17 protein-coding genes, 1 tRNA gene and 2 pseudogenes are annotated in these 25,231 nt (G+C 60.8%); 11 read left to right on the forward strand and 9 right to left on the reverse strand.

Annotated features, from left to right (window positions below; all coding sequences use genetic code 11):
• Positions 1 to 13 precede the first annotated feature (13 nt).
• Positions 14 to 2,065, forward strand: a complete 2,052-nt coding sequence (locus tag CCANI_RS05335; RefSeq protein ID WP_146323266.1) for a heparan-alpha-glucosaminide N-acetyltransferase domain-containing protein — start codon at positions 14 to 16, stop codon at positions 2,063 to 2,065.
• A gap of 1,037 nt (positions 2,066 to 3,102) precedes the next feature.
• Here CCANI_RS05335 and CCANI_RS05340 read toward each other — a convergent pair.
• From CCANI_RS05340 to putP, 3 genes are read right to left on the reverse strand one after another with little or no spacing between them, the layout of a single operon-like run.
• Positions 3,103 to 3,573, reverse strand: coding sequence for a DUF2269 domain-containing protein (locus tag CCANI_RS05340; RefSeq protein WP_186750013.1), 471 nt, complete (start codon positions 3,571 to 3,573; stop codon positions 3,103 to 3,105).
• Positions 3,574 to 3,591: 18 nt separating this feature from the next.
• On the reverse strand, positions 3,592 to 4,248 hold the full coding sequence (locus CCANI_RS05345) for an HNH endonuclease family protein (protein WP_146323267.1): 657 nt from the start codon (positions 4,246 to 4,248) through the stop codon (positions 3,592 to 3,594).
• Positions 4,249 to 4,298: 50 nt separating this feature from the next.
• Entirely contained in the window at positions 4,299 to 5,804 is a 1,506-nt protein-coding gene (gene putP / locus CCANI_RS05350; protein WP_146323268.1) for a sodium/proline symporter PutP, read from the reverse strand.
• Positions 5,805 to 5,947: 143 nt separating this feature from the next.
• Here putP and CCANI_RS05355 point away from each other — a divergent pair, with 143 nt between their 5' ends.
• The 4 genes from CCANI_RS05355 to CCANI_RS05370 are packed head-to-tail and all read left to right on the forward strand — an operon-like array spanning position 5,948 to position 13,649.
• Positions 5,948 to 9,070, forward strand: a complete 3,123-nt coding sequence (locus CCANI_RS05355; protein ID WP_146323269.1) for a DEAD/DEAH box helicase — start codon at positions 5,948 to 5,950, stop codon at positions 9,068 to 9,070.
• Entirely contained in the window at positions 9,067 to 9,870 is an 804-nt protein-coding gene (locus tag CCANI_RS05360; protein ID WP_146323270.1) for an SWIM zinc finger family protein, read from the forward strand. Before CCANI_RS05355 ends, CCANI_RS05360 begins: the two co-directional genes overlap by 4 nt.
• Before the next feature lie 60 nt (positions 9,871 to 9,930).
• Complete coding sequence (locus CCANI_RS05365; RefSeq protein ID WP_146323271.1) at positions 9,931 to 11,058, forward strand: metallophosphoesterase family protein; 1,128 nt, start codon at positions 9,931 to 9,933, stop codon at positions 11,056 to 11,058.
• On the forward strand, positions 11,058 to 13,649 hold the full coding sequence (locus tag CCANI_RS05370; protein ID WP_146323272.1) for an AAA family ATPase: 2,592 nt from the start codon (positions 11,058 to 11,060) through the stop codon (positions 13,647 to 13,649). The genes CCANI_RS05365 and CCANI_RS05370 overlap by 1 nt, the downstream gene beginning before the upstream one ends.
• A gap of 389 nt (positions 13,650 to 14,038) precedes the next feature.
• On the opposite strand, the pseudogene CCANI_RS05375 reads toward CCANI_RS05370, so the two are convergent.
• A pseudogene (locus CCANI_RS05375) lies at positions 14,039 to 14,563 on the reverse strand (YceI family protein); the annotation flags it as partial.
• Between the two features lie 243 nt (positions 14,564 to 14,806).
• On the opposite strand from CCANI_RS05375, the gene CCANI_RS05380 reads away from it, so the two are divergent.
• A complete protein-coding gene (locus tag CCANI_RS05380) occupies positions 14,807 to 15,262 on the forward strand; it encodes a MarR family winged helix-turn-helix transcriptional regulator (protein WP_146323274.1) in 456 nt (151 codons plus the stop codon).
• Between the two features lie 79 nt (positions 15,263 to 15,341).
• Positions 15,342 to 15,563 (forward strand): PspC domain-containing protein, encoded by a 222-nt coding sequence (locus CCANI_RS05385; RefSeq protein WP_146323275.1) that lies wholly within the window; start codon positions 15,342 to 15,344, stop codon positions 15,561 to 15,563.
• Between the two features lie 47 nt (positions 15,564 to 15,610).
• On the opposite strand, the gene CCANI_RS05390 is transcribed toward CCANI_RS05385, so the two are convergent.
• The 4 genes from CCANI_RS05390 to CCANI_RS05405 all read right to left on the reverse strand — a co-directional run bounded on the left by CCANI_RS05390 (position 15,611) and on the right by CCANI_RS05405 (position 18,749).
• Positions 15,611 to 15,686, reverse strand: a tRNA-Arg gene (locus CCANI_RS05390).
• A gap of 79 nt (positions 15,687 to 15,765) precedes the next feature.
• Positions 15,766 to 16,431 carry a LutC/YkgG family protein gene (locus CCANI_RS05395; protein ID WP_146323276.1) on the reverse strand — a complete coding sequence of 222 codons (666 nt, stop codon included), beginning with the start codon at positions 16,429 to 16,431 and terminating at the stop codon, positions 15,766 to 15,768.
• Positions 16,432 to 17,967, reverse strand: a complete 1,536-nt coding sequence (locus CCANI_RS05400) for a lactate utilization protein B (RefSeq protein ID WP_146323277.1) — start codon at positions 17,965 to 17,967, stop codon at positions 16,432 to 16,434.
• On the reverse strand, positions 17,964 to 18,749 hold the full coding sequence (locus CCANI_RS05405; protein WP_146323278.1) for a (Fe-S)-binding protein: 786 nt from the start codon (positions 18,747 to 18,749) through the stop codon (positions 17,964 to 17,966). The genes CCANI_RS05400 and CCANI_RS05405 overlap by 4 nt, the downstream gene beginning before the upstream one ends.
• Before the next feature lie 530 nt (positions 18,750 to 19,279).
• Between CCANI_RS05405 and argS the strand changes: the two genes are divergently transcribed.
• The 3 genes from argS to CCANI_RS05420 are packed head-to-tail and all read left to right on the forward strand — an operon-like array spanning position 19,280 to position 23,316.
• A complete protein-coding gene (argS, locus tag CCANI_RS05410) occupies positions 19,280 to 20,932 on the forward strand; it encodes an arginine--tRNA ligase (protein ID WP_146323279.1) in 1,653 nt (550 codons plus the stop codon).
• A gap of 16 nt (positions 20,933 to 20,948) precedes the next feature.
• Positions 20,949 to 22,307 (forward strand): diaminopimelate decarboxylase, encoded by a 1,359-nt coding sequence (gene lysA / locus CCANI_RS05415; RefSeq protein WP_146323280.1) that lies wholly within the window; start codon positions 20,949 to 20,951, stop codon positions 22,305 to 22,307.
• A 55-nt stretch (positions 22,308 to 22,362) separates the two neighbouring features.
• Complete coding sequence (locus CCANI_RS05420; RefSeq protein WP_146323281.1) at positions 22,363 to 23,316, forward strand: alpha/beta hydrolase; 954 nt, start codon at positions 22,363 to 22,365, stop codon at positions 23,314 to 23,316.
• Positions 23,317 to 23,401: 85 nt separating this feature from the next.
• Here the strand turns inward: CCANI_RS05420 and CCANI_RS05425 are convergent.
• A pseudogene (locus CCANI_RS05425) lies at positions 23,402 to 23,754 on the reverse strand (MMPL family transporter); the annotation flags it as partial.
• A 147-nt stretch (positions 23,755 to 23,901) separates the two neighbouring features.
• Here CCANI_RS05425 and CCANI_RS05430 point away from each other — a divergent pair.
• Positions 23,902 to 25,230, forward strand: coding sequence for a homoserine dehydrogenase (locus tag CCANI_RS05430; RefSeq protein ID WP_146323282.1), 1,329 nt, complete (start codon positions 23,902 to 23,904; stop codon positions 25,228 to 25,230).
• Position 25,231: the final 1 nt, after the last annotated feature.

The following is a 25,231-nucleotide window of genomic DNA, read 5'->3' on the forward strand; positions in this document are numbered from 1 at the left end:
GTGAGATCAAACAATGCCATTTAATCCTGATAACGGTCCCCTCGTACCAGAAGGGGACATCCCAATTGGGGCACGGCCCCAACCCGGACCACGGCAACCCCGTGCGGTGTGGAACGGTGGGCAGCCTGCGGAAGCTCCGCGGCGTCGAAAAGCACGGGCGCGGATACGCGGCATAGACGCCGCACGCGGCTTCGCACTCTTCGGCATGATCAGCGTGCACACGCTCCCAGCCTGGGACAACAGCACGCAATCCGTCACCGTCCCATACCAACTCTTCGCAGGACACGCCGCCGCACTCTTTGCCACCCTCGCGGGCGTGTCACTGGCGATCATCACCGGATTCCACAATGTCCACACTGGGCGGCAACTCTGGCGCGACCGCGTGAATATCTTCTTCCGCGCGGTTATCGTGCTGCTGCTCGGCGTCACCCTCAATTTCCTGCCGCTCGCCGTTTACAATATCCTCCCGTACTACGCCTTCTTCTTCCTATTCGCCATCCCGTTCGTAGGGCTGCGGGCGCGCTCGCTGTTTATCTGGTCGCTCGGCATGGCCATCGTCGGCTCCCTGCTGCGCTACATCGTGCTCGGCTCCGGCAGCTATCCCGAACGGACCGAAAGCATGCTGGAAGTGGAAAGCACCGCCGACCTGCGGGCCGTCTTCCTCGACCCCGGCACCTTCCTGATGAACATGGTGTTTACCGGCGTCTACCCGGCCATCACCTGGATCGCCTTTATCCTGCTCGGGATGGCCATCGGGCGGCTGGACCTGACCAATATCGAGGTGCAAATCAAACTCGGCGTGTATAGCGGGATCGTCATCGGCGTGGTGGCTATCGGCTCCGATATGCTGCTGACCACCTTCCACGGGTTCGATCGGATCGTGGCGGCGAGCTCCGGATACACCGCAGACCAGGTCATGGACTCCCTGCGTTTGGGCGGCGAGGTGCCCTCGACCACGCTATGGTGGCAGGTTGCCGACGGGCCGCACCTGAACACCATCGCTTCGGTCATATTTTCGGGAGCGCTGGCGGCGTTCGCACTGGCGTGCTACTTGTTGGCCGAGCGGGTGGTGCCCATGCTGCTCATCCCCTTCGAACGCGCCGGATCCATGACGCTGACGCTCTACACCTTGCACCTCGTGTTCCTCGCCTTTAAGAGCGTGTCCGAATACCCGATTTCCTGGTGCCTCGCCCAAGTGTTTACTGCCATGGCAATCGGCTTCTTCTGGAGCGTCGCCGTCGGCCAAGGCCCCCTCGAGCGCGCCCAATCCGAATGCGCAAAGTTCCTCGCCAGGGTGGTCGTGCGCGACAAGGCGGGGAAAGGCGGGGGAGCTGGTGGTGGGGTTGGTCCGGTTGGGGCGGTTGGTGGGGCTCCGGAGGGTGCTGGCCAGGCTGGTGCTGGTGCTGGTTCGGCGGGTGGGGCTTCGGCTGGCGCTGGTCCGGCGGGTGTTCCGGTTGGCGCTGGCCAGGCGGGTGGCGGCTTTTCCGCTGGTCAGGGCGTTTCGGCTGGTGCTGGCCAGGCGGGTTTTGACGCCGCCGGGCCGGTTGGCGCTGCTCCAGCCGGGGTGATCCCTGAGGTTGACTACGGCCATCGAGCCCCAGAACCAGCGGGTGCGATCCCGGACCATTTCGCGCAAGTGGATACGCCCCAGCAACCGACGGCCCAGGAAGCACCCCTGCCGGAACCCGCTGGTTGGATGGATGATCCACAGCCCGCAGCTTGGATGGATGAGCCGGAACCAGCGTCGCAGATGTATGCGCCGATCGCTCCGCAACCGATGCCGATGCCGCAGGACCCGCGGCAGCATCATGTTCCTACACCCCAACCAGCATCGATTGCGGACGGTATCCCGCCGGATTCGCTGCCTTGGCAGATGCCAATGCCGCAGGACAGTCCGATCATGAATCCGGAATACCCATCACGATTCGAACACGTGCGCGCGCGTCGGCAACGATCCGATTTGCCGCCTCGGGAACAGGATTTGTCTAACTTGGGCTCGATGAATGCGGTACCACGGTATCAGCAGCCGAAGGGTCGGCATGGCCGGGCCGGTCACTCGCATTAGCACCGGTTTTGATTGAGCACAGGTTTTGATTGAGCACAGGTTTTGATTGAGCACTGGTTTTGATTACGCCAGCAATGGCTCCCTCGCCTTTATGAAAATGAGGTCGAGTGGGAGCTGACTGCTGGCGTCTTTTTATTGATTGGCTTTGGCGGGGGCCAGGCCTTGGCGGGGGAGCGCTCCGACATGGCTCTCAGAGAGTGGTGAGGAAGTTGGCGCGAAGTGACCTGCGCCATATTTCCAGTAGCGCACGACAAATAATTCCGTTTTAAGACACTTTAATGGGCGTGCCCATGTCTCTATACCCCCTAAACGCCCCAAGGCCCCCATTCGGTTGTGTGGCACCTATTGGGTTGAACGTTGTCTACCGATATTTTTTACATCAAAATCCCGAAATCTGTGTAAAAAATATCGCGGCGATGGCCTGAGGGCGCCCAGGATGATGAAAATTACACAGAATTCGCGTTTCGTGTGTAAAAAACTTCATGTGAAGTGCGCAACCCATTCCGCGAGCCCCTCCACGGCCAATTTTCGCCTTCGGAGTCGGCGATTTGGGGAGGCGCGCCCGGAGTCGGTGGCATAACCTAGCTTTCTGGCCGGTACCTTGGGGTTTCTGAAGATAGGCTACCCCAATCTGCAAGGCGGCAATGTGTGCTGGGCTCGAGCTGCATCGCTCAAACCCATATCGGATAGGGATTATATATCCATCACACTTTATGGGGCATTGCTTTGACCCATTGTGGCCGCATTGCGTTCTCGGATGCGTTCTCGAAAATCGCTCACCCAATACCAAATTGGACTCGAATGCCGCCCCATGAGGAAGATCCGGCGCGGTACGTTCCCTCAACTTATTCCGCCGCCGCCATGTCCAGAGCTGAACGTTGTCTACCGATATTTTTTGCTCTAAAATCCCCGCCCCACAACCTGCCTGAACCGCCCAGCCCCGAGCCCCAAACCCCACATCCGCCCCACAACCCGACCCAAGCCCCCAAACCCCAAATCCCCCAAAACCCCCGAAACCCCACCAGTCGGTCAGCGTCCTAGATCACCATCAGCACGGCGATGACCAGCCATAATGCTGCGAAGATTCCACTGAAAATGGCGAGTTGGCTTTTTGCTTTGTCCCAGTTGGCTATTTCTACGGGCTCGCTCGGCATGTCGTCTTCGTCAAGCAGCCCAAGCGCGGCCATCATTTTCTTTTGCCGCGGCAGGATCAGGAAGAATAGCAACGCCCAGGCGATAAAGGTGATCAGGATGGAGGCGTGCATCCGGCCTTCTTTCAGGAAGGTGATGTCGGAGAACAGTACGCCGAATCCGAGTAGTGGCACGAGCAGGGACAATAGCCCGTAGGTGTTGCTGATTTTGTGCAGTACGGTGGCGGATCCGCGGGAGGCTTCGTTTCCGCGGTGTGCTTCCAGTGCGCGGACTTGGAAGGTGGAGGTTGCTACGGTCACGGGCCCTAGGAAGAGGATTGCCGCGATGACGTGCAGGATGAGCATGATTTGGTCCACTTGGGGCTGGTACCTTTCTTAGGGTGGTGGTGATTCACCGGGCAACCTTAGTTGGCTTGGCACAAGTTCGCGAAATAGGCAGGCGTTGTGCATGGTGGCAAGGTCGTTTTCGGCGAGTGGGAGTTGCCATGCGGCTGCGACTTCGGCGACGCGTCGGGCGTACCAGCAGCGGGCGGTTGTTGCTGGTGGCATCCATTCGGAGGGCAGCGCGTCTGATTTCGCCTGGTTTTGGGTTTTACTGGCGACGATCAAATTACGGGGGTCATTGGCAAACTTTACGCGTTGTTGTGCCGTCCATGCGTATGCCCCCATGTCCCATGCTGCGCGGAGGGGATAGATATGGTCGAGTTCAATGTCTTCGCCTTCGGTGACGCCGATGGTTTTTCCGGAGTAGGGGTCCGTCCCGGTGCCGCTTGTGACCGGACATGTGTTCGCACCCATAAGCGCGTTGCGGAGGGCGAGGTCGCGGGTGGTGCAGCCGCCCGCGTGGTGCGCCCATCCGGGCCCGAATTGTTCACGTTCGTATCCGAGTACGGTTGCTCGTTGCACTACGCTGCGGATTTGCGGCAGCGTGGCGGCAAGGGGTGTGCTTGGCCCCGGCGTATTGCTTATCGACGCCGCGACCATAAGCAGCGTAAGTACCACCAGCGCGTGCCCAACGGGAAAGTGCCTCATACCCTCTTAGACGTGGGTGAGGCACTGGTTGGTTCCCTCGGGGGGTGGAATTATTTTGCCATGGCTGCGGCTTTGTCGAATTCCTGGGTGATTTCCTCTGCGGGCGGCTTGGTGGCCAGGGAGACTAGCACCATGACGATGGCTGCGCTGAGGAAGCCCGGCACGATTTCGTACATGACGTCGCCGAGTGCGGATTGCCCCCAGAAGAAGGAGACGAGGGCGCCGACGACCATGCCGGCGATGGCGCCTTGGTAGTTAAGGCGACGCCAGTAGAGGGATGCGATGACCAGCGGGCCGAAGGCGGAGCCGAAGCCTGCCCAGGCGAAGGCCACGAGGCCGAGGATGGAATCGTTGGGGCTGATCGCCAGCAGGGCTGCCACGAGGGCGACTCCGACCACGGCGGTGCGGGAGAGGTTGATAAGCAGCTGGCTGGACGGCTTCTTTTTCACCACGATGGTGTACAGGTCTTCGACCAGCGCGGAGGCGACCACGAGCAGCTGGGAGGAGATGGTGGACATGATGGCGGCGAGCACGGCGGTGAGCACGAGGCCTGCGATCAGCGGGTGGAACAGGATGCGGCCCATGTCAAGGAAGATGGTTTCAAAGGACTTTTGGTCCGTGACCACGTATTCGGCGTTTTGGCCGAAGAAGGCGGTACCAATAAGGGCGACGGCCGCGGCGCCAGCGATGCAGAAGAACATCCAGGCGACGCCGATAAAGCGGCCGTTGCGGGCTTCCTGCGGGGTGCGCAGCGCCATAAAGCGGACGATGATGTGCGGCTGGCCGAAGTAGCCGAGGCCCCACGCCATATTGGAGATGATCGCCACCACGGATACGCCGGAGATCAGGGAGAAGTAGTTCGGGTTGCCCTCGGGGTGCGGGCCGTAGGGGTTGGAGGCGGCCCAGGTCCAGATCGAGGATGGGTCGTCAAGCGCGAAGAGCGCCATGAGCGGCACGATGATCAGGGACAGGAACATGATCATGCCTTGCACTGCGTCCGTGTAGGACACCGCCAGGAAGCCGCCGATAAAGGTATAGGCCACGGTCACGGCGGCCACGATCAGCATGCCATCGAGGTAGTTGCCGTCGAACGAAGACTCGAAGTACTTGCCGCCGGCAACCATGCCGGAGGACACGTAGAAGGTAAAGAACACCAGGATGACCAAGGAGGACACGATGCGCAGCGCGCGGGTCTTGTCGTGTAGGCGGTTTTCCATAAAGGAGGGGACCGTCAGGGAGTTATTGGCGATCTCCGTGTAGGATCGCAGCCTCGGCGCCACCCACTTCCAGTTCGCCCAGCAGCCGATCAGCAGGCCGATTGCGATCCAGAGTTCGGAGAACCCAGTAACGAACAACGCGCCGGGCAGGCCCATAAGGAGCCAACCGGACATATCCGAAGCGCCTGCGGATAGCGCGGCCACAAACGGATTGAGCCCGCGACCCGCGAGCATGTAGTCATCATATTCATCGGTTTGGCGGTAGCTCCAGTATCCGATTGCTAGCATCGCGAGCATATAGATAACAATGGCTACGATGAACCATGTATGCTGCGTCAACGCGGCCTCCTTGTGAGGTGATGTTTGTGAATTCAAAGTACTTGGCCGGTTCAATGTATCGCCTCTCACAGTTCTTTGGCTAGCCATTGCCCGTAACTTTGCAAAATGGGGGGTGACGTGGGTGTGCTGGTACAAAAGAAGTCATGGTTACCCACTTGCTCCATGGATTGTGGCTGCGGGAAAGCGGCCTGCATTTTTGGATTGAGCAGGTGGAAGGACACCGCGTAGTTACCCCCGATGAGGTACCTCAAGGTACATTTCCGCCCTGGGTTGATGCGCAGCTCCGGGAGAAGCAGTTTCGCCATTGGGTCCGGGTCCAGTTACAAACGCCCAGCGGTAAGTTTGTGGAGTTGCGCATTCCCACGGCGTCGTTAAGCCCCGAACAGGCGGTACAGGTGTTCGGACAGCTGGCGGTGTTGGACGGGGTGAGCCCCGCGGCGTCGAAAAGCCAGCGCGACACGATTGCGCCGGACCTTCGTTGGTTAGTTCGAATGTATCGCGGGCTGGAAAGGTATGTCCGAGCGGGGCGTGTGGCGTTGCGGGTGCGCTGGCTTGATGGCGAATGGTGGCCGCAATGGCAGCTTGCGGAAGGGCGCGGCGAACGCACATGGTTAGCCGCCATGACCAGCGCGTTACCGGGTGTGCTGGCCAGCAATTGCGGGGCGGCCGTCGCGGAGGATATCGCCGAGGAGCTGCCGCACTGGATCGCTTCAGCGATATTGCAGGAGCTTGTCGACGCCCCGCGCCCCGCCCCTTGGCACGAATTTTCGCACGCCCTGCTCAACAACGCGCCCCTGCGTAATGGGAGTGCGCGTCTTGTGCATGCGTTGAATGTGTGGAAGGACTCTGCGGCGAACATACCTGCGGAACTTGTCGTGGTGGTGGAGCAGGCCGCGCGAGACGACACGTTGGACACCGAATTTTGGCCCGTGCGGATCCGCGTGCGCTTTGGCGTGGGCAGTCCGGTGCCTGTGCGCACCGATAGTATTGATACTGATGTGCTACTGCCGCTGCGTCAAAAATACGAAGATTTATGCGAGATCGCGGCGACGCTTGGGGGTAGCGTGGCGCAGCCACCGGAACGCGGCGAGCGCGCCGAACACGCGCTGACATTGCTTGGCGAGGAACGCTCGGGGACCGTCGGTGATTGGGATGTGTACCTGACCACGGATGAGTTGCAGGGTTTTCTCGCGGAAGACGTGGCCCGATTGCGGGCGGCCGGGTTTTCGGTCATGCTGCCGAAGAGCTGGTCGCGTTATGAGCTGAACGCCACCTTGGACATCGCGCCTGTAACCGATCCGGCGGTGGCGTCTACGCAGGTAAAAATGGGTTTTGAGCAGGTCGTCGGGTTTCAATGGCGGCTGAGCCTGGGCGGGGAGGAGCTCACGGAGGCGGAGATGAAACAGCTCATAGCTTCGAAAGCCGGGCTGGTTCGATTGCGGGGCGAATGGGTGATCGCCGACGCGGAATCGCTACGCAAGGTCACGCACTATGTGGACCAGCTCGCGGCGACCTCCAAACGCCGGCGCGACGCGGAGTTAAAGGAGCTGTATGCGCAATTGCGGCGGGCGCGGGCGGCGGAGACGGCGGAGGTTGCCGAGCTGGAACGCCGCGTGGCGGAACTCGAAGCGGCAATCGAACATGGGCACGATGGCATCGGTGAGGTGACCATCGCAGAGTTGCGCGAATTGGCCTTGGCCCACGCCGAAGCCCAGCCCGTGGACTATGCCGGCAGCACCTGGCATCTCGCACTGGCTGGCGAACTTGAGGATAACAGCGCCGTGCCCGCGCCGACCCGAGTCACGATACCGTCCGGGGTGCGCGCCGAGCTGCGCGAATATCAGCGCCGCGGCGTGGATTGGTTGCTGTGGATGAGCGGCCAAAACCTTGGTGCCGTGCTTGCAGACGATATGGGCCTGGGCAAAACACTCCAATTGCTCACCCTGCTGGCGGTAGAACGTGAGTGCGGTTCCACGGCCCCGACCCTGATCGTCGCGCCGACCTCCGTGGTAAATAACTGGGCCGCGGAGGCCGCGCGCTTCACCCCGGACGCGCGGGTGATGGTCCACTACGGCACGCAACGCGCCAGCGGCGATGAATTCTGCGCGCAGGCGCGGAAGGCGGACCTGGTGATCACCTCCTACGGGATTTTGAGCCGCGAGTTTCCGCTGCTCCAGCGGGTGGAATGGGAACATGTGGTGCTGGATGAGGCGCAGCAGATTAAGAATTCCTCGACCAAGGTGGCGCGCGCCGCGCGGAGCTTGCCGGCGCGGCAACGCATGGCGCTCACGGGGACGCCGATTGAAAATAGGCTATCCGAGCTGCGTTCCATCCTGGACTTTTGCAATCCGGGGATCCTGGGGAGCGCGTCGTTCTTCCGCAATCACTTCGCCAAAGCTATCGAACGCGAGGAGGATGAGGTGATCGCGGAACGTTTGCAGCGCCTCACCGCGCCGTTTATCCTGCGGCGGCTCAAAACCGACCCCGCGATCATCGACGACCTTCCGGAGAAAAATGAGGAGATCGTCTACGTTAATCTCACTTCGGAACAGGCCGCGCTGTACAAGGCGCTCGTGGACAATGTGGAGGAGCAGATCGAGCGCACGGCAGGGGTAAGCCGCAAGGGGCTGATCCTGGCCACCATCACGCGCATCAAACAAATATGCAATCACCCGGCGCATTATCTGGGCGATGATTCCCCGTTGGTGCTGCGCGGGCGGCATCGCTCCGGGAAGGTGCAGGAGCTCACCCGCATCTTGGACGAGGCGGCGGAGCGCCAGGAGCGCGTCTTGGTGTTTACCCAATACCGCGCCTTCGGCAAGTTGCTGCAGGGGTATTTGGCCGAGCGCTTAGACACGCAGGTCCCGTTTTTGCATGGTGGGGTGTCCAAGGCTCGGCGCGATGCGATGATCGCGGAGTTTCAGGGTGCGTCCGGTCCGCCGGTGATGCTGCTTTCGCTGAAAGCTGGCGGCACTGGCCTGAACTTGACCGGCGCGAACGTGGTTGTGCATATGGATCGGTGGTGGAATCCTGCGGTGGAAAACCAAGCCACGGACCGTGCGTATCGCATTGGGCAAGATAAAAACGTGCGCGTTTATAAGATGATTGCCACGGGTACGCTGGAGGAGTCGATCCAGGACGTGCTGGACGGCAAGCTTCGGCTGGCGGAGGCGGTGATCCGCCAAGGCGAGGGCTGGATCACGGAGCTGAGCCCTGATCAGCTCATGCAGCTTATGAGCTATCGCGGGAAGGAGGATGCCAAGTGAGCCGCAGACGCACCGTCGTGGACAACGTTATTTATGCGAATTTCGGGCGCGGGCCGCAGATTTCCGACGACCGCGCCCCGCAACGGAAGGCGCGAAAAGATACGCGCTCTTTTGCCGCGCGCATCCTTTTGGAGTCGTTGGCGGCCCACACGGATGCTGGCCGCCTATCGCGGGGGCGAACATATGCTCGTAAGGGGCATGTGGTGGAGTTGCACTTTCTCAAGGGGCGGGTGGAGGCCCGCGTCGCGGGCTCCCAAAATGTACCGTTTACGGTCGTGCTCTCGTTGCCGCATCGCAGCGCGGACGATATCACGGCCGTGTTAAAGACCATTTCGGAATTGCCGCATGGGATGAAGTTCGCGGGTTCGGGCAAGCTGCCCGATGAGATCGTGCGCGCCTTGATTGCGGAGCGTTCGGAAGAGGTGATGGTCAGTTGCGATTGCCCCGATTATTCGCCGGTGTGTAAGCACGCGATCGCCGTGGCCGCGGTGGTCGCCGAGCAAATCGAGGCCGTGCCCGAACGCATTTTCGCACTTCGTGGCGTGAATTTGGAGCGTCTGCATGAGATGCTGACTAGGGTCGCGGCGGGGGTGGCGCAAGGCAATAGCAATGATCCCGAACTATTTTGGCGGGGGAGGGAGCTTCCTGATCTGCCGGAACCGGAGGTTATTCCGGTGATCTTGGATTCCGATTTGGATGCCCTCCATAAGGCGATCCGGTGTGTGTCGTACACCTCGGTGGATGAGCTGCGGGGTGTGGCCGATATTGAGGATTTGTACGACTTTCTCATTCGTGACTAATTGCACGAGTGTTCGGTGGCGCCGGTGGTTTGTTTGGCGGCAATAGTACAGATGGGTGTTATGAAGACGATCAAATTTTTGCATACCTCGGATTGGCAATTGGGCATGACCCGCTGGTTCCTTAGCCCAGAAGCGCAGGCCCGGTTCGAGGAGGACCGGCTGTTAGCCATCGCCCGCCTCGGGGAGATCGCCCGCGAGCGTGGGTGCGAGTTTATCGTGGCGGCCGGGGATGTGTTCGAGCACAATAGCTTAAGCCAGCGCACCTTTGGCCGGGCCAAGGAGGCGTTGTCCAAATTACCGGTGGATGTGTATCTGTTGCCGGGCAACCATGACCCGCTGACTGCCGATAGCATGCTGCGCAGCGTGGCCGAATTACCAAACGTGCATTTGATTGAAAGCGCGGCGGTGATCCAGGTTGGCGACGGGGTGGAGCTGGTTGGCGCGCCGCTGCTGACCAAGCATGCTGCCACCGACCTCGTGGCGGCGGCATTAAGCCCATTGGAGCCGCAGCCGTCGGGGCAGGTGCGGATAGCCGTCGGCCACGGCCAACCCGAATCCCGCGGGGCGGAGGCCAATATCGATCTGGCCTTTGTGGAGCACGCGCTGGCGCGCCGGGTTATTGATTACCTTGCGTTGGGGGATACGCATTCCACCGAGTCGGTGGGTACCAGCGGCAAGGTGTGGTTCTCCGGCGCCCCGGAAACCACGGACTTTTACGATCGTGATACGGTCGGCGGCGGCGAGAATAATTCGGGCAATGTGCTCGTAGTAACTGTGAGCGAAGAAGGGGTCGAGGTCGAGGAGATTCCGGTGGGGCGCTGGACCTTCGAGGCGATCGGCTTCGATGTAAATACTGCCGAGGATGTGGATGCGTTTTTCGCGGCCCTGGATGCGTATCCGGAAAAGTCCCGGACGGTGGTGAAGTACGCCCTGCGCGGCACCCTGGGTGTGAGCGATATGCGGCGCTTGGAACAAGGTCTGGAGGAACGCGAACCTGTGTTTGCCGCCCTGTACGAGCGAGCGCGGCTGACCTCGTTGAGTGTCGCGCCGTCGCAAGACGAGCTTATGGAATTGGAGCTTTCGGGTTATGCCAACGATGCGCTGCATGAGCTGCTGGAACGCTCGGAGGATGAGACAGCTGCGGATGCCTTACGGCTGCTGTTCCGGCTAGCGAAGGAGCGGGTGTAATGATTCTGCACAGCATTGTGATCGAACATGTGCGCGGTATCGAGCATCTGGAGCTGACGGACATTCCCGATGCCGGCGTGCTGGTGATCTTCGGCGAAAACGAGGCCGGGAAATCCACCATTTTGGATGCGCTGCACACTGTGTTGAACGTGCGGCACACGAGCATGGCGAAGGGGATTAAGGCGCTGCAGCCCGTGGGGCAGGACGCGGGTCCGCGGATCCGGGTGGAGGCGAGCGTGGGGCCGTACCGTTTCAGTATTGATAAAACGTATTTGCGGAAGAAGTCTGCGGCGCTTCACATTATGTCGCCAAACGTTGAACGCCTTACCGGCGCGGAGGCGGACCAGCGTTTGGAAGCCATCCTTGCGGAGCATTTGGACCGCGACCTGTTCGAAGCGTTATTGATGCGGCAGGGTGCCGTGGATGCGCATGTGCGTGCGGTTGGGATTCCCTCGTTGGTCGCCGCATTGGATCAGGGGGAGCGTGAGGAAGCCGTGGACGATTCCGCGTTGATGAAGCGCGTTGATACCGAATATGCGCGCTATTTCACCGTCAAAACGGGCGCGGTGACCGGGGAGTTAAAGGCGGCGGAGCAGCAGCACGCGGAGGCGGAGCGTGCAGTCACGGCGGCACGCGCGGAGCTGAGGGAATTGGAGCACTATGTGAGCCGCCACGCGGCGGCGACCTCCCAATTGGAGGAAACTCGAAAGCGGCGCCCCAGCGCGGAGGCGGAATTGCAGCGGGAGGAATTGCGCCATGCCGACGCCGTTGCCGCGCAGGAACGCATCGAACGCGCCCGCGCCGCGTTGGATACCGCGCAGGCGGAATTGGATTTGGCGGAATCGGCCGTTACCGCGCGCGAACGTATTAACGAATTATTGCGCCAGGCCCGGGCGCGTCTTGCCGAGCTGCAGGCAGGCACCGAGGAATTTGAACTGGAAGCCGAACGGGAACGGGTGGAAAAAGCGAAGCTTACGGAAGCCTTGCAGCGCGCCCGCGAACATGCGACCGCTACCGCGGAAGCCCTGCGAAAGGTGCAGGCCACGGTGCAAGCGTGCCGGGATGCGGCATCGCTACGTTCCGCCGAGGAGCTTGCAAAAGCCCTGGAAGAAGCGGAGGAAGCCGTGGTGCAATGCCGCGCCGGGCTGCCCCAACGTCGGGTTGAGCAACGGGATGTGGAGCGGGCCGAGGAGGCGCAATTGCGCTTGCGTACCGCAGAGATCGAACGCGATGCCGTCGCCGCGACCTTGACCCTGTCTGCTGTCGAACAAACGGACGTGACGGTCAATGGCGAGCAAGTGACCGTCACCGACGATGGCACGCAATTCGCACTTAGTGGCGAGACGGTGTTTGAGGTCGGCGGCGTCACTGCGGTGATCAGCGCCGGGCGCGAAGGCGAGGCCGCGAACCGGGCGGTGGCGCGGGCGCGGCAGGAACTTGAGGAATTGCTTGCCCAGCTGGGTTATTCGAATGTAGATGCGGTGCGCAAGGCGAAACGGGAGCACGATGCCAGCTTTGCCGCGCTCCAGGACGCCAAACGCAATCTGCGGGCGTTGCAACCGCGGGATGAAACGCTCACCCAGCTTCGCGCGCGAATCGCACGCTTGCGCGAACAAGAGTTTGGGGATTTGCCCACTTTGGAGGAGGCGGAGGCCGCGGTGCCGCAAGCCGAGGCAGATAGTGAATCCGCCGCCGCCGAGGTTGCGAAACTACGTGCGGAATTGGATGGATGGGCCGAGTCCAAGGCGTGGGCCGAGTTGCAGGTGCATCGCGCGCGCGTCGCCGATGCGGCGGCGGCCGTGGAGCGCGCCGAGATGGAGCTAAAGTCCGCCGAGGAGTCGAATCCCAGTTCGTTGCTGCGGGCAAATATTGATCGGGCAAAGGAGCGTCGAACCGCCGCCGCGACCGCCCTTGAACAGGCGCGATCGGTGGATCTTGATATCAAGCTTGCCGCGCAGATGCTCGCCGGCGCGCGCGAGCTATTAAAAAATCTGGGCGAGGATGAGCTGACGGCCGAAAAGACGTTGGCGGAGCTTTCCGGGCGCATCACCCAGGCGACCGGGGCGGCGGAGCGTTGCGAGCGCGCGGAGGCTGCGGAGCAGCTTGCGTCCGCACGTTTGATCGCTATTCGACGCCGCGCGGACGCGGTGTCCCTGCTGCGTGACACGTTGCTGCGGCACCGGGAGGTTGCCCGTGAGAAATATGCGCAGCCATTTGTCGATGCTCTGACGCATTTAGCAAAACCGATTTTTGGTAATGATGTCGGTTTTACATTGACCGAAGGGCTGGAGATTGAGCGCCGGGAAGTTAAAAACATTCCGCTAAATATTGAAGCATTATCAGGTGGCGCTAAGGAACAGCTTGCTATTTTGACACGTTTAGCTATTGCGCAGCTCGTGTCAAATGACGGTGTACCTATCATTATCGACGATGCATTGGGCAATAGCGATTCTGTTCGGGTGAGTTTAATGTCAACGCTTTTCAGCGAACTGGGGCGCAGCCGACAGGTGCTAATTCTTACCTGTGATCAGAATCGCTATCTGCGAGTAGAAGGTGCGAAGCGCTATCGGATGGACGAGCTGCAACGCTAGCCAGATTTCTTATTCTCGGTATCGGAGACGTTTTCCTCCTCGGCTGTTTTCGCCTCCGCATCGGAATTTTCCGGTGCAGAAGTTTCCTGCTCAGCGGTGGTTTCTTGGTCGGCGTCTGAGTGTTCGGACGCCGGTTGTGCTGCGGACCCCTCTGGGCCTTGCTCCGCGGGCTCTGGGGCGGGCGCTTCCGCTGCTTCTTCGGCCGTTTCCGCAGCTGGTTCCGTGGCTGGTTCGGCTGCCGGCTCCGCGCTGGGCTCTGGGGCAGGCTCTGGGACGGCCTCTAACGCGGCCCGTGCGGGTGCCTCGGGCTTGTCTTCGATCGCTGCGCTTTCGTCGGGTTCAGGGGCTGCTGCGACGCGTTTTCTCAAATCTGGGATCGGTGTCCCCGGCGCCTGGAGGATCGCGGAGCCTTCGATCTCGATGGTGACTTCCTCGCCGAGGATCAGGCCCCCGGACTCCATGGGCGTGTTAAAGCTCATGTTGAAGTCTGTTCGATTGATCTTGAGGTATCCCTCGAATCCCATGCGCGTGTGGCCCATCGGGTCATCGGCCACACCGATCACGTGTACGTCGAGGGTCACGGGGTGGGTTTCGCCCTTGATGGTCAGGTCGCCGGTGACGGAGGCCCGGTAGTTGTGCACCCACTCCACCTTGGTGGAAAAAAAGGTGATGGTGGGGTATTGCTCCGTCTCAAAGAAATCCTCGTTGAGGAGGTGATAATCCCGGTCGGTGTTGCTGGTGGAAATGCTCGGGGTTTGAATAATGGCATCAATTTTGCAGGTATCCCCTAAGACTATGTAGCTTTCATAATCCGTAAATTCGCCGCGCATTTTCGTTACCATTGCGTGACGCACCCAGAAGCCCACGCGCGAGTGTGTTGGATCGAGGAAATATGTGCCGTCAAATAGAGTCATCGTCTCTTCTCCTTATTGGCGAGAATGGTGACGGGGGTGGTCATTCACTGCATTGCAAGCTTAGTAATCGGTTGGGTGGATATCAATGATCACGAGATATAGCTAGTTGGAATATAAGAAAAGCTAACACCGATTCTTAGAATTGCTGGTCGATGGGATTATGCAATGCAAGCAAGTTTGTCCACAATTGAAAGTACGGGTTCAGTTTCGTGAGCAGCCAAAATAGGTTTATTCTAGGTAAGTATGACGACCCCAAGATGGCTGAACGACGAAGAGCAGGAACTGTGGAGGCAACTCCTCGCCGCCGTCCGCTACGTTGATCGCGGCATGGACATCACCCTTCAGGAGGGGCATGGGATCTCGGTACCAGAGTTCGCAGTTCTTGTGCATCTATCCGAAAGTAATGCGATGGAAATTAGGCTGCGTGATCTTTGCGCCTCCCTGGATTGGGATCGCAGCCGAACCTCGCACCAAATTACGCGTATGGAGCGGCGCGGATTGGTGGTGAAACAGAAGTGCTCCGATGATGGCCGTGGCGTGATCGTGGAATTGACGGCGGAGGGGCGCAGGCGTTTGGAATCCGCCGCCCCGGAGCATGTCAAGAGCGTCCGCCACCTGTTTTTTGACAATATTACGGAGGAGGAAATGCGCACCCTTCGGCCGGTACTGGATCGAATCTTAAGGGAAAAACAAGGGTAAACCCTGATGCGGGCAGCGCCGTCGCTGAACCATACTGGGAAGTGAAGACAAACCCATTTGGTTCAAAGGAGTATTCACTATGAACGTTCCATTCACCGAGCGTCGTCTCTACCGCAGCAGCACCGACAGCTACCTCGGCGGTGTCCTCGGCGGTATCGCACAAACGTATGGTTGGGATTCCAGCCTAGTGCGATTGCTGTTCCTCGCCTGCTTTCTGGTGCCTGGGCCGCAACCTTTCCTCCCCGTGCTGTACATCATCGCGTGGATGGTCGTGCCTACGGACGAATCACAAACGTTCTGACCCTGCACATGCCGAACACCTCACCGCGCAATGTGGTGAGGTGTTTTTGGTGCCCCCGACACGATTCGAACGTGCGACCGCTGGTACCGGAAACCAGTGCTCTATCCCCTGAGCTACGGAGGCGGGCAGAAGAAAACATTAGCACCCACAGGCCCGAAAACGCTAATCGACGCCCCGCTCCCACGACGGGGCGCCGAAACGCTTAAGACACGATGACCACAATGAGGGTCCGCGGGCCGTGAACACCTTCCACACGATTGAGTTCGATATCGGAGGTGGCGGAGGGGCCGGAGATCATGGTGATGGGCACCGTGCGGTCCAGGCGCTTCACCATGTCCGGCACGCCGTACACGATGGAATCCCTGCGCACGATGCAAATGTGGCAATCGGGGACCAGGGTCAGGGCGCGCCGGCCGTTCGTGGGGTTCGATTCCAAACAGATGGTTCCCGTTTGGGCGCTGGTCACGTGTGAGTCCGTAACGACGACATCGACGTCGTTAAGCAAACGGGGGTCGGTGGAACGGTCGTCGGGGGTGGCGGAGCCCGTAAAACCCGCAAACAGCGCCGAGTCCAGGCCCTCGGCGTAACGCACCTCCTGCGCGCCGTGTTCCTCCAGCAGCTCCACGATGGTATCGGCGAGGGTGGCGTCGGTGGCTTCCTTGACGATCGCCTTGTAATCGAGCAAACGATCGATCAGCGTTTCCTTGAGCTCGTCGTAGCTGAAGTCATAATTGACGTGGTAGTCGCGGGTGACGTCGTAGCCGCCCTTGGGGGTATGCGCCAACCGGTGCGCATTGTGGATTCGCTGCAGAATTTCTTTTTTGGCAGCGGCGTTACGGGCGTCCCGGTCAGCATGCTTGGTGGTCATTTATTTTGCCTCCGTAGGGGTCTTGCCGGGGATGCCCTCCGCGCGGGCCTGTGCCAGCAGCGCTTGCGCTTCGTCCGAATCGAACCATACGCGGAACGATTTCTTCGGCGGCACAGACGTGTCTCGAACATCCGTCCAGCCGGCGAGGAAGCTAGGCAGGTGGGTGATCTTCTTCTTTCGGCCGCCGAGGATCCGGCCCAGCGGCACGAGCTTGGTGGCCAGGTTCCACAGCTTGCGGTAACCGAAGGCCAGGCTCATCAGCCCCATCAGCACGCCTTCGATCTTCGGCTTGTGGGATTCAATCTTTTGGTGGCGCAGCTCCAACAGTGCCGATGGAATATCGATCTTTACCGGGCACACCTCAAAGCACGCGCCGCACAGCGAGGAGGCGTACGGCAGGGACGCATTCGGATCGTGCGCGGAATCGATGCCCGTCAGCTGCGGGGTCAGGATGGCGCCGATCGGGCCCGGATACGTGGAACCATAGGCGTGACCGCCAGCACGTTCGTACACGGGGCAGACGTTGAGGCAGGCGGAACAACGGATGCACTTCAGCGCCTCACGCCCGATCTCATCCGCCAGGGCGGCGGTGCGGCCGTTATCCACGAGCACGAGGTGGAAGTTCTTCGGGCCGTCGCCCTCCGTAACCCCCGACCACAGCGAGGTGTATGGGTTCATGCGCTCGCCCGTGGAAGAACGCGGGAGGAGCTGCAAAAACACCTCAAAATCCTGGAAGGTGGGCAACATCTTTTCAATGCCCATCACGGAGATCAGGGTCTCCGGCAGGGTGAGGCACATGCGGCCATTGCCCTCGGATTCGACGATGGCGATGGTGCCGGTCTCGGCGACGCCAAAGTTCGCGCCCGAGATGGCAACCTTCGCCTGCATAAATTGCTCGCGGAGGAAAATACGTGCGGATTCGGCGAGTTCCGCGGGCTCGGTGGACAGGCTGTCATCGGTGTGCGGCATCTCCTTGATAAAGATGTCGCGGATCTCGGCGCGGTTGCGGTGAATCGCCGGCACCAGGATATGCGAGGGGCGATCGTGGCCCAGCTGCACGATCAATTCGGCGAGGTCCGTTTCGCGGGCGGAAATACCGGCCGCGCGGAGCTGCTCGTTCAGCCCGATTTCCATGGTGGCCATGGATTTGATCTTCACCACATTGGTTTCGCCGGTGTCCTGGACGAGTTGGGTGACAATCTCGCCGGCTTCCTTGGCGTCCCGGGCCCAGTGCACGTGGCCGCCGCGGGCGGTGACGGAGGCCTCCAATTGCTCCAATAGCTCAGGCATGCGGGCCATAACGTCGCGCTTGATGCCGGAACCGGCCTCGCGCAGCGCCTGCCAATCATCGATTTCATTGATCACGGCGGCGCGCTTGCCGCGAATGGTATGGGTGGCTTTGTGCAGGTTACGGCGCTGCGTGGCCTTGTATAGGTCCTCGTGCGCGGCGGCCTGGAAGGATCGGGTACCGCGGAGGTTGCCCACTTCCTTTGACGCGCGCGGTGGCATTGCGGGGGTGCCCAATAGCGTGGTCACAGCATGACCTCCTTGGAGTAGATGGCGGATTCGGGGGACCAGGGGTAGCTCTTGGTGGATGCCAAGATTTCGGCGAGGTGCACGGCGCGCACGCCCGCGTGCTGCCGGGATAGCGAACCGCCGATATTCATCAGGCAGGAGGCGTCACCGGCCGTGACGTATTCGGCATCGGTATCGCGGATATTGCGCACTTTGTCGTGCACCATGGCGGCGGAGGTTTCCGCGTTTTTCACCGAGAAGGTGCCGCCGAAGCCGCAACACTCATCGGCGTGGGGGAGTTCCACGAGGTCGATGCCTTCCACATTGCGCAGCAGGCGCAGCGGCCGGTCGCCCACCTTAAGGAAGCGCAAGGAGTGACACGTGGAGTGGTAGGTGACACGGTGCGGGAAGAACGCGCCGACATCATCCACGCCGGCGACATCGATTAAGAATTCGGAAAGATCGTAGGTTTTTGCGGCGGCGCGGCGGGTCCCATTCACCAGGGCTTTATTGCCGTAGCGGGTGGCCACGTGTTCGTGTTGTTCCCGGACCGCCCCGGCGCAGGAGCCGGAAGGAGCGACCACGCAATCGATGTAGTCGTCTGCGAATGCATCTACGTAATTGCGGATCTGTGGGATGGCTTGCCGCTGGTAGCCGGTATTAACATGCATTTGGCCACAGCAAGTTTGTTCGGGCGGAAACACAACTTCGTGGCCGAGGCGGGAGATGATGACAGCAGTGGCCTTGACCACGTCCGGAAACATTGCGTCACCGATGCAAGTGGAGAAAAGCGCTACACGCACGGTTGCTCCTCACGGTTGTTGGGGCATTATGGGTGAAAGCGTGAATGCTGGTGATACCAATACCACGCTTGATAGCCCCGATATTACCGATGCAAAAGCCTAAACCAATCTATGTAAGGGGTGCCTAACCTGCGGTTATTCCGCAACAAAAGCCTTTCCTAATTTGTTATCACCAGCGCCGCGAATGAGTTATTGCAGGTAAGTGACGCGGCCGAAATTGCCTTGAATTCGGTGCAGTGGAATACGCGGGGTAAAACCGCAGGTCGACGGTTATCTAAATGTGATGAAAGTCACTATTTTGCGCGTTATCGGGCCTCTTTTCGAGCCTCCTACGGGTCTCAAAGGTAGCCCGCGACGCGTTTTCAATGTGCATTTCGGCGCCCGCGGAAACCACCCTCGTGTGGGGGGCCGGGGCCGCTTTTCGACGCCGCGCAGCGGACAGCGGGCGGCGCGCGAAAGGTTACAACCACCACCGTCGATGCTTGACCCATTTCCTGTGCGCAATGGTGTGTCGGCTAGAATTTGCTCCCGTGACTCCCGCAGATTTAGCTACCCTTATTCGTTCCGTTGCTGGGCGCGTGCTTACCGAACGCGGCCTGGATGTCTCCCAGTTGCCCGAACAGGTGGTGGTGGAGCGACCGCGCAACCCTGAACACGGCGATTACGCAACCAATATCGCCTTGCGGGTAGCCAAGAATGTTGGCACCAATCCCCGAGAGCTCGCCGGCTGGCTCGCCGCAGAGCTGGCCGCCGATCCGGCCATCGAGACCGCGGAGGTCGCCGGCCCCGGGTTCCTAAACATTCGGCTCGCGGCCGCCGCGCAGGGCGAGGTCGTGGCCAAGATCCTGGCCGAGGGCGAGCGCTACGGGCATTCCGAGGTTTATGCGGGGCTCAATGTAAACCTGGAATTCGTGTCCGCGAACCCCACGGGCCCGATCCACCTCGGCGGCACCCGCTGGGCCGCGGTCGGCGATGCGCTCGGTCGGGTGCTGGCGGCCACCGGCGCGCAGGTGACCCGCGAATACTATTTCAACGATCACGGCGCGCAGATCGACCGCTTTTCCAGCTCCCTGATGGCCGCGGCCCAAGGGCTGCCCACCCCGGAGGACGGTTACGGCGGGGCGTATATCCAGGACATTGCGGCCGCCATCGTTGCGCAGCGTCCGGACGTGCTTTCGCAATCCCCGCAGGAAATGCAGGAGACTTTCCGCGAACTCGGCGTCGCCATGATGTTCGATCAGATCAAGCGCTCATTGCATGAGTTCAAAACTGATTTCGACGTCTTCTTCCACGAAAACAGCTTGTTTACCTCGGGCGCGGTGGAGCGCGCCGTCGCAACGCTCAAGGAGAACGGCAACCTCTATTTCGCCGACGGCGCGTGGTGGCTGCGCTCGACGGACTTCGGCGACGATAAGGATCGCGTGGTGATCAAGTCCGACGGCGCCGCAGCATATATTGCGGGCGATATTGCCTATGTGGAGGATAAGATCGCGCGCGGGCACAACCTGTGCATTTTCATGCTCGGCGCCGACCACCACGGATATATCGCGCGGCTGAAGGCGGCGGCCGCTGCGCTGGGGCACGACCCGAGCCAGGTCGAGGTGATGATCGGCCAGATGGTGAACCTCGTTTCCGGCGGGGAGATCAAAAAGATGTCCAAACGCGCCGGCACCGTAATTACGCTCGAAGATTTAGTCGAAGCGTTGGGTGTGGATGCGGCCCGCTACGCGCTGATCCGCTCCTCCGTAGACTCCTCGCTGGACATCGATTTGGAGCTGTGGGCGAAGCAATCCAACGACAATCCCATCTATTACGTGCAATACGGCCATGCGCGCCTATGTTCGCTTGCGCGGAAGGCCGAGGAGGCCGGCGTTGGCGTCGAGGGCGCGGATTTGGCGCTGCTAACCCACCCCCGTGAGGGGGATTTGATCCGCACCCTAGGCGAGTTCCCCGCGGTGGTGCAGGCCGCCGCTGAGCTGCGGGAACCGCATCGTATTGCGCGCTACGCGGAGGAATTGGCGGGCACGTTCCACCGGTTTTATGACACCTGCAATATCTTGCCGAAGCGCGACGAAGTGGCGACGCCGCTGCATGCCGCACGTTTTTCGCTCGCGTTGGCGACTCGCCAGACGCTTGCCAATGCGCTGGGGTTGGTCGGTGTGACCGCGCCGACTCGGATGTAATACAGTATTCGACACTATGAGCGACTTCAATCAACTTCCCGCACACGTGTGGCCGCGCAATGCACGCCGCGAAGAGGACGGCGTGGTGACCGTGGCGGGCGTGCCGCTGCCCGACATTGTCGAGGAGTACGGCACCCCGGTGTTCGTGATCGACGAAGACGATTTTCGTTCCCGTTGCCGCGATATGGCCGCCGCGTTCGGAGGCGCCCAACATGTGCATTACGCTGGGAAAGCGTTCCTGACGCAGACCGTGGCACGCTGGATCGACGAAGAAGGATTGAGTCTCGACGTCGCGTCCCACGGCGAATTCCAGGTAGCGCTCGCCGCCGGCTTCCCCCCGGCGCGCGTCACCGCTCATGGAAACAATAAGGGCATCGATTTCCTGCGCGCGTGCGTGCGCAACGCCATCGGCCACGTAGTTATCGATTCCGCACAGGAGCTCGAATTGCTGGATATGGTGGCGGCGCAGGAGGGCTATGTTCAGGATGTGCTGGTGCGGGTGAAGCCCGGCATTGAGGCACATACGCACGAATTCATCGCCACCGCGCATGAAGATCAGAAGTTCGGGTTCTCGCTCGCCTCGAGTTCCGCCTACCGCGCGGCGATCGCCGCCGTGCGCGCCGAGAACCTGCGCCTGGTGGGCCTGCATTGCCATGTTGGCTCACAGGTGTTCGACGCCGAAGGCTTCTCTTTGGCTGCCGAACGTGTGCTCGGTTTGTGGTCTCAATTGCAGCGCGACCTGCCGCCGGAGGCCGCCGCGGATTTGACCATGCTTGATCTCGGCGGTGGCTACGGCGTTGCCTATACCGAGGACCAGGCCCCGCTGGACGTCGTCGCGGTGGCCACCGAGCTGCGCGCCAAGGTTGCGGAATCCGCCGCGGAATTCGGCTTGGTCGCACCGGAGTTATTGGTGGAGCCGGGGCGCGCCATCGTGGCTTCCTCCATGGTCACCGTGTATGAGGTGGGTACCGTCAAGGATGTTCACGTTACGGATAATGTGACCCGCCGCTATATCGCCGTCGATGGCGGCATGAGCGACAATATCCGCCCGGCCTTGTACCAGGCGGAGTATGACGCACGCCTGATCAATCGATTCTCCGGCGACGAGGATCAACCGTCTCCTTGTGTGGAAACCCGGGTGGTGGGCAGCCATTGCGAGTCGGGCGATATTTTGATCGATAGCGCCCAATTGCCTGCCGATATCGCACCCGGCGACCTGCTCGCATTGGCGGCCACGGGCGCGTATTGCTATCCCATGAGCAGCCGGTACAACATGTTCTGCCGCCCGCCGGTGGTGAGCGTGCGCAATGGTCGCGCGACGTTGATGGTGCGCCGCGAAACCATCGAGGATATTTTGGCTTTGGAGAACTACTGAAACCGCGGGTTCTTTGACGCTAGGCTTGGGACATCGACCTTGGGAGATGAGTCCAATGACATTGCAAGCCGACGGTTACACTTTTGAACTCGCTGCCGATATCATGCGGACTCCGGTGAAATACCGGAACCGGTATGGTATCGAACTCGCTGCCGATGTGTATCGCCACCAGGACCTCGACACTGCAACGCGGCATTCGGCGGTGGTGATCGGCCCGCCGCACGGGGGCGTGAAGGAGCAGGGCCCGGGCATCTATGCGCAGGAATTGGCGCGCCGCGGGTTTGTCGCACTCGCGTTTGATCCTTCCTATAACGGGGACAGCGGTGGCGCGCCCCGGCACCTGACCTCCCCGGAGATTTTCGCGGAGGATTTTAGCGCCGCGGTGGATTACCTGGGCACGCTCGATTACGTGGACCGCGAACGCATCGGCGCCGTGGGCCTGTGCGGCAGCGGCGGTTTTCTTATCAACGCCGCGCGGGGCGACGTTCGCATCCGCGCCTGCGTGACTGCGGCGCTCTACGATATCTCGCGGGTGAGCCGTCGCGGCTGGGGAGACACCATGACGGAGGCCGATCGCGCCCAATTGCTTGCCGATATCGCGGAGCAGCGCTGGCACGATGTGGATGTGAATCGCCCGACCCTGACCGCGGCCTTTCCCGATGAGGTGCCCGACGCCGAGATCGACCCGATCACCGAAGAGTTTTTCGAATACTACGTGGGGGATCGGGGCCGGCACCCGCATGCCACGGGCGCGTTTACGGTGACCAGCGCGCCGTCGCATATCTCCTACGGCAGCCTACGCTACCTCGATGATTTGATGCCGCGGCCGATCTTGCTGATCACCGGGGAGCGCGCGTATTCGCGCTACTTCAGCGACGAGGTGTTTAAAGATTACGGCGGACCCAAGGACCTGATCGTGGTGCCTGGGGCCCGCCATATCGACCTCTACGATCGGGTGGATCTGATCCCCTTCGACGCGATCGAAGATTTCTTCCGCAGCGCGCTGTAATTGCTTCGCAGCGTGCTCTAGCTGCTAAAGCCGTCGCGGATGATGCGAAAACAGGCCGCAAGGATCTTTTCTCGCAAGCCAGTCATTATGCGTGCAGTGCCTCTCCTTCTACGTCTATACGTGGAATTATACGGTCCAACCACTTCGGTAGCGCCCACGCACGGTCCCCGAGAAGGAACATAGTTGCGGGGATAATTGTCATGCGCACGATCACAGCATCGAAAAACATCGCCACCGCGAGGGCGTACCCGATGACCACGATAAAACGCTCGTCTACCAGCATGAATGCCGCGAACACGCTGACCATAATCAGGGCCGCCGCGGTGACCACGCGGGCGCCGTGCTTAAACCCATTGGACACCGCATTGCCCGCCGTTTTGCCCGGATATAGCCTTCCCGCATGCGGCTGACCAGGAACACCTGATAGTCCATGGCCAAGCTTCGTGAGCGAAATTTTAGCTTAGCCACGCAAAGCTACCCCCAAATACGATCCCGGTGAGACACTGCCAGACTGCTTGGTCTAGAATGCGTAACAACCCTGAATACATTGTCCAAAAACGATCTCAGATCACGGGGAGACACAGCATGACAAAAACCACCGAACACCTTGGCAAGGGCTCCGATACGCCGGTAGGGGTGGCCATTCTGGGCCAAGGAACCGTCGGCCGTGAGGTGCTCCGAATCCTCCTGGCCAATAAAGATTCCCTCGAACACCGTGTCGGAGGGAAGCTTGAAGTCAAAGGTGTCGCCGTGGGGGATATCTCCAAACCACGCCCCGGCGTAGACCCCGACCTGCTCACCGATGACGCCATGGAGCTCATCAAGCGTGACGATGTAGATATCGTCGTCGAGGTGATCGGTGGGGTCGACTACGCTCGCGAAGTAGTACTGGCCGCCCTGCGCGCCGGGAAATCCGTGGTCACGGCCAATAAGGCGCTGGTGGCCGCGCACTCCGCCGAACTTGCCGAGGCGGCCGATGAGGCGGGCGTCGATCTCTATTTTGAGGCCGCCGTCGCCGCCGCAATCCCGGTAGTAGGCCCCCTGCGGCGCTCCCTCGCGGGCGACCAAATCGTTTCCGTCGCCGGCATTGTCAACGGCACCACCAACTTTATCCTCGACGCCATGGACACCTCCGGCGCCTCCTACGAAGACATGGTGCAGCAGGCAATCGAACTGGGATACGCAGAAGCGGACCCCAGCGCGGACGTGGACGGGCATGACGCGGCGTCGAAAGCCGCCATCCTCGCATCGCTGGCGTTCCACACGCGGGTGACCAAAGACGACGTCTACTGCGAGGGCATTTCCAAGATCACCAGCGAAGACATCAAAACCGCGCGCGAAGCCGGGTACGCCATTAAATTGCTGGCAATTTGTGAGCGGTTTACGGACGCAAATGGGCAGGAAGTGATCGCCGCGCGCGTGCACCCGACGCTGATCCCCAAGGACCACCCGCTGGCCAGCGTCAATAAGTCCTTTAACGCAATTTTTGTTGAGGCGGAAGCCGCAGGAAGGCTCATGTTTTATGGAAACGGGGCGGGCGGGGCCCCCACCACCTCCGCCGTGCTTGGCGACCTCGTCGGCGCCGCCCGCAATAAAGTGCACGGCGGCCGCGCGCCAGGCGAATCTACGTACGCAAACCTGCCTATCGCAAGCTTTGGCGATGTGCTGACGCGCTACCATGTGGATATGCGGGTGGAGGACCGGATCGGCGTGCTCGCGGAAGTGTCCGCGCTGTTTGCCAAAAACCAGATTTCGCTCCGCACCGTCCGGCAGGAGGACAAGGGCGATACCGCGCGGCTCGTCGTGGTTACGCACGCGGCGCGCGAAGCGGACCTCGCCCATACCGTGAGCCAGCTCAAGGAGCTTGCCGCAGTGAAGGAAATTACCAGCGTCATCCGCCTCGAAGGCGAATAAA

It is taken from the genome of Corynebacterium canis, assembly GCF_030408595.1.
Classification (GTDB): Bacteria; Actinomycetota; Actinomycetes; order Mycobacteriales; family Mycobacteriaceae; genus Corynebacterium; species Corynebacterium canis.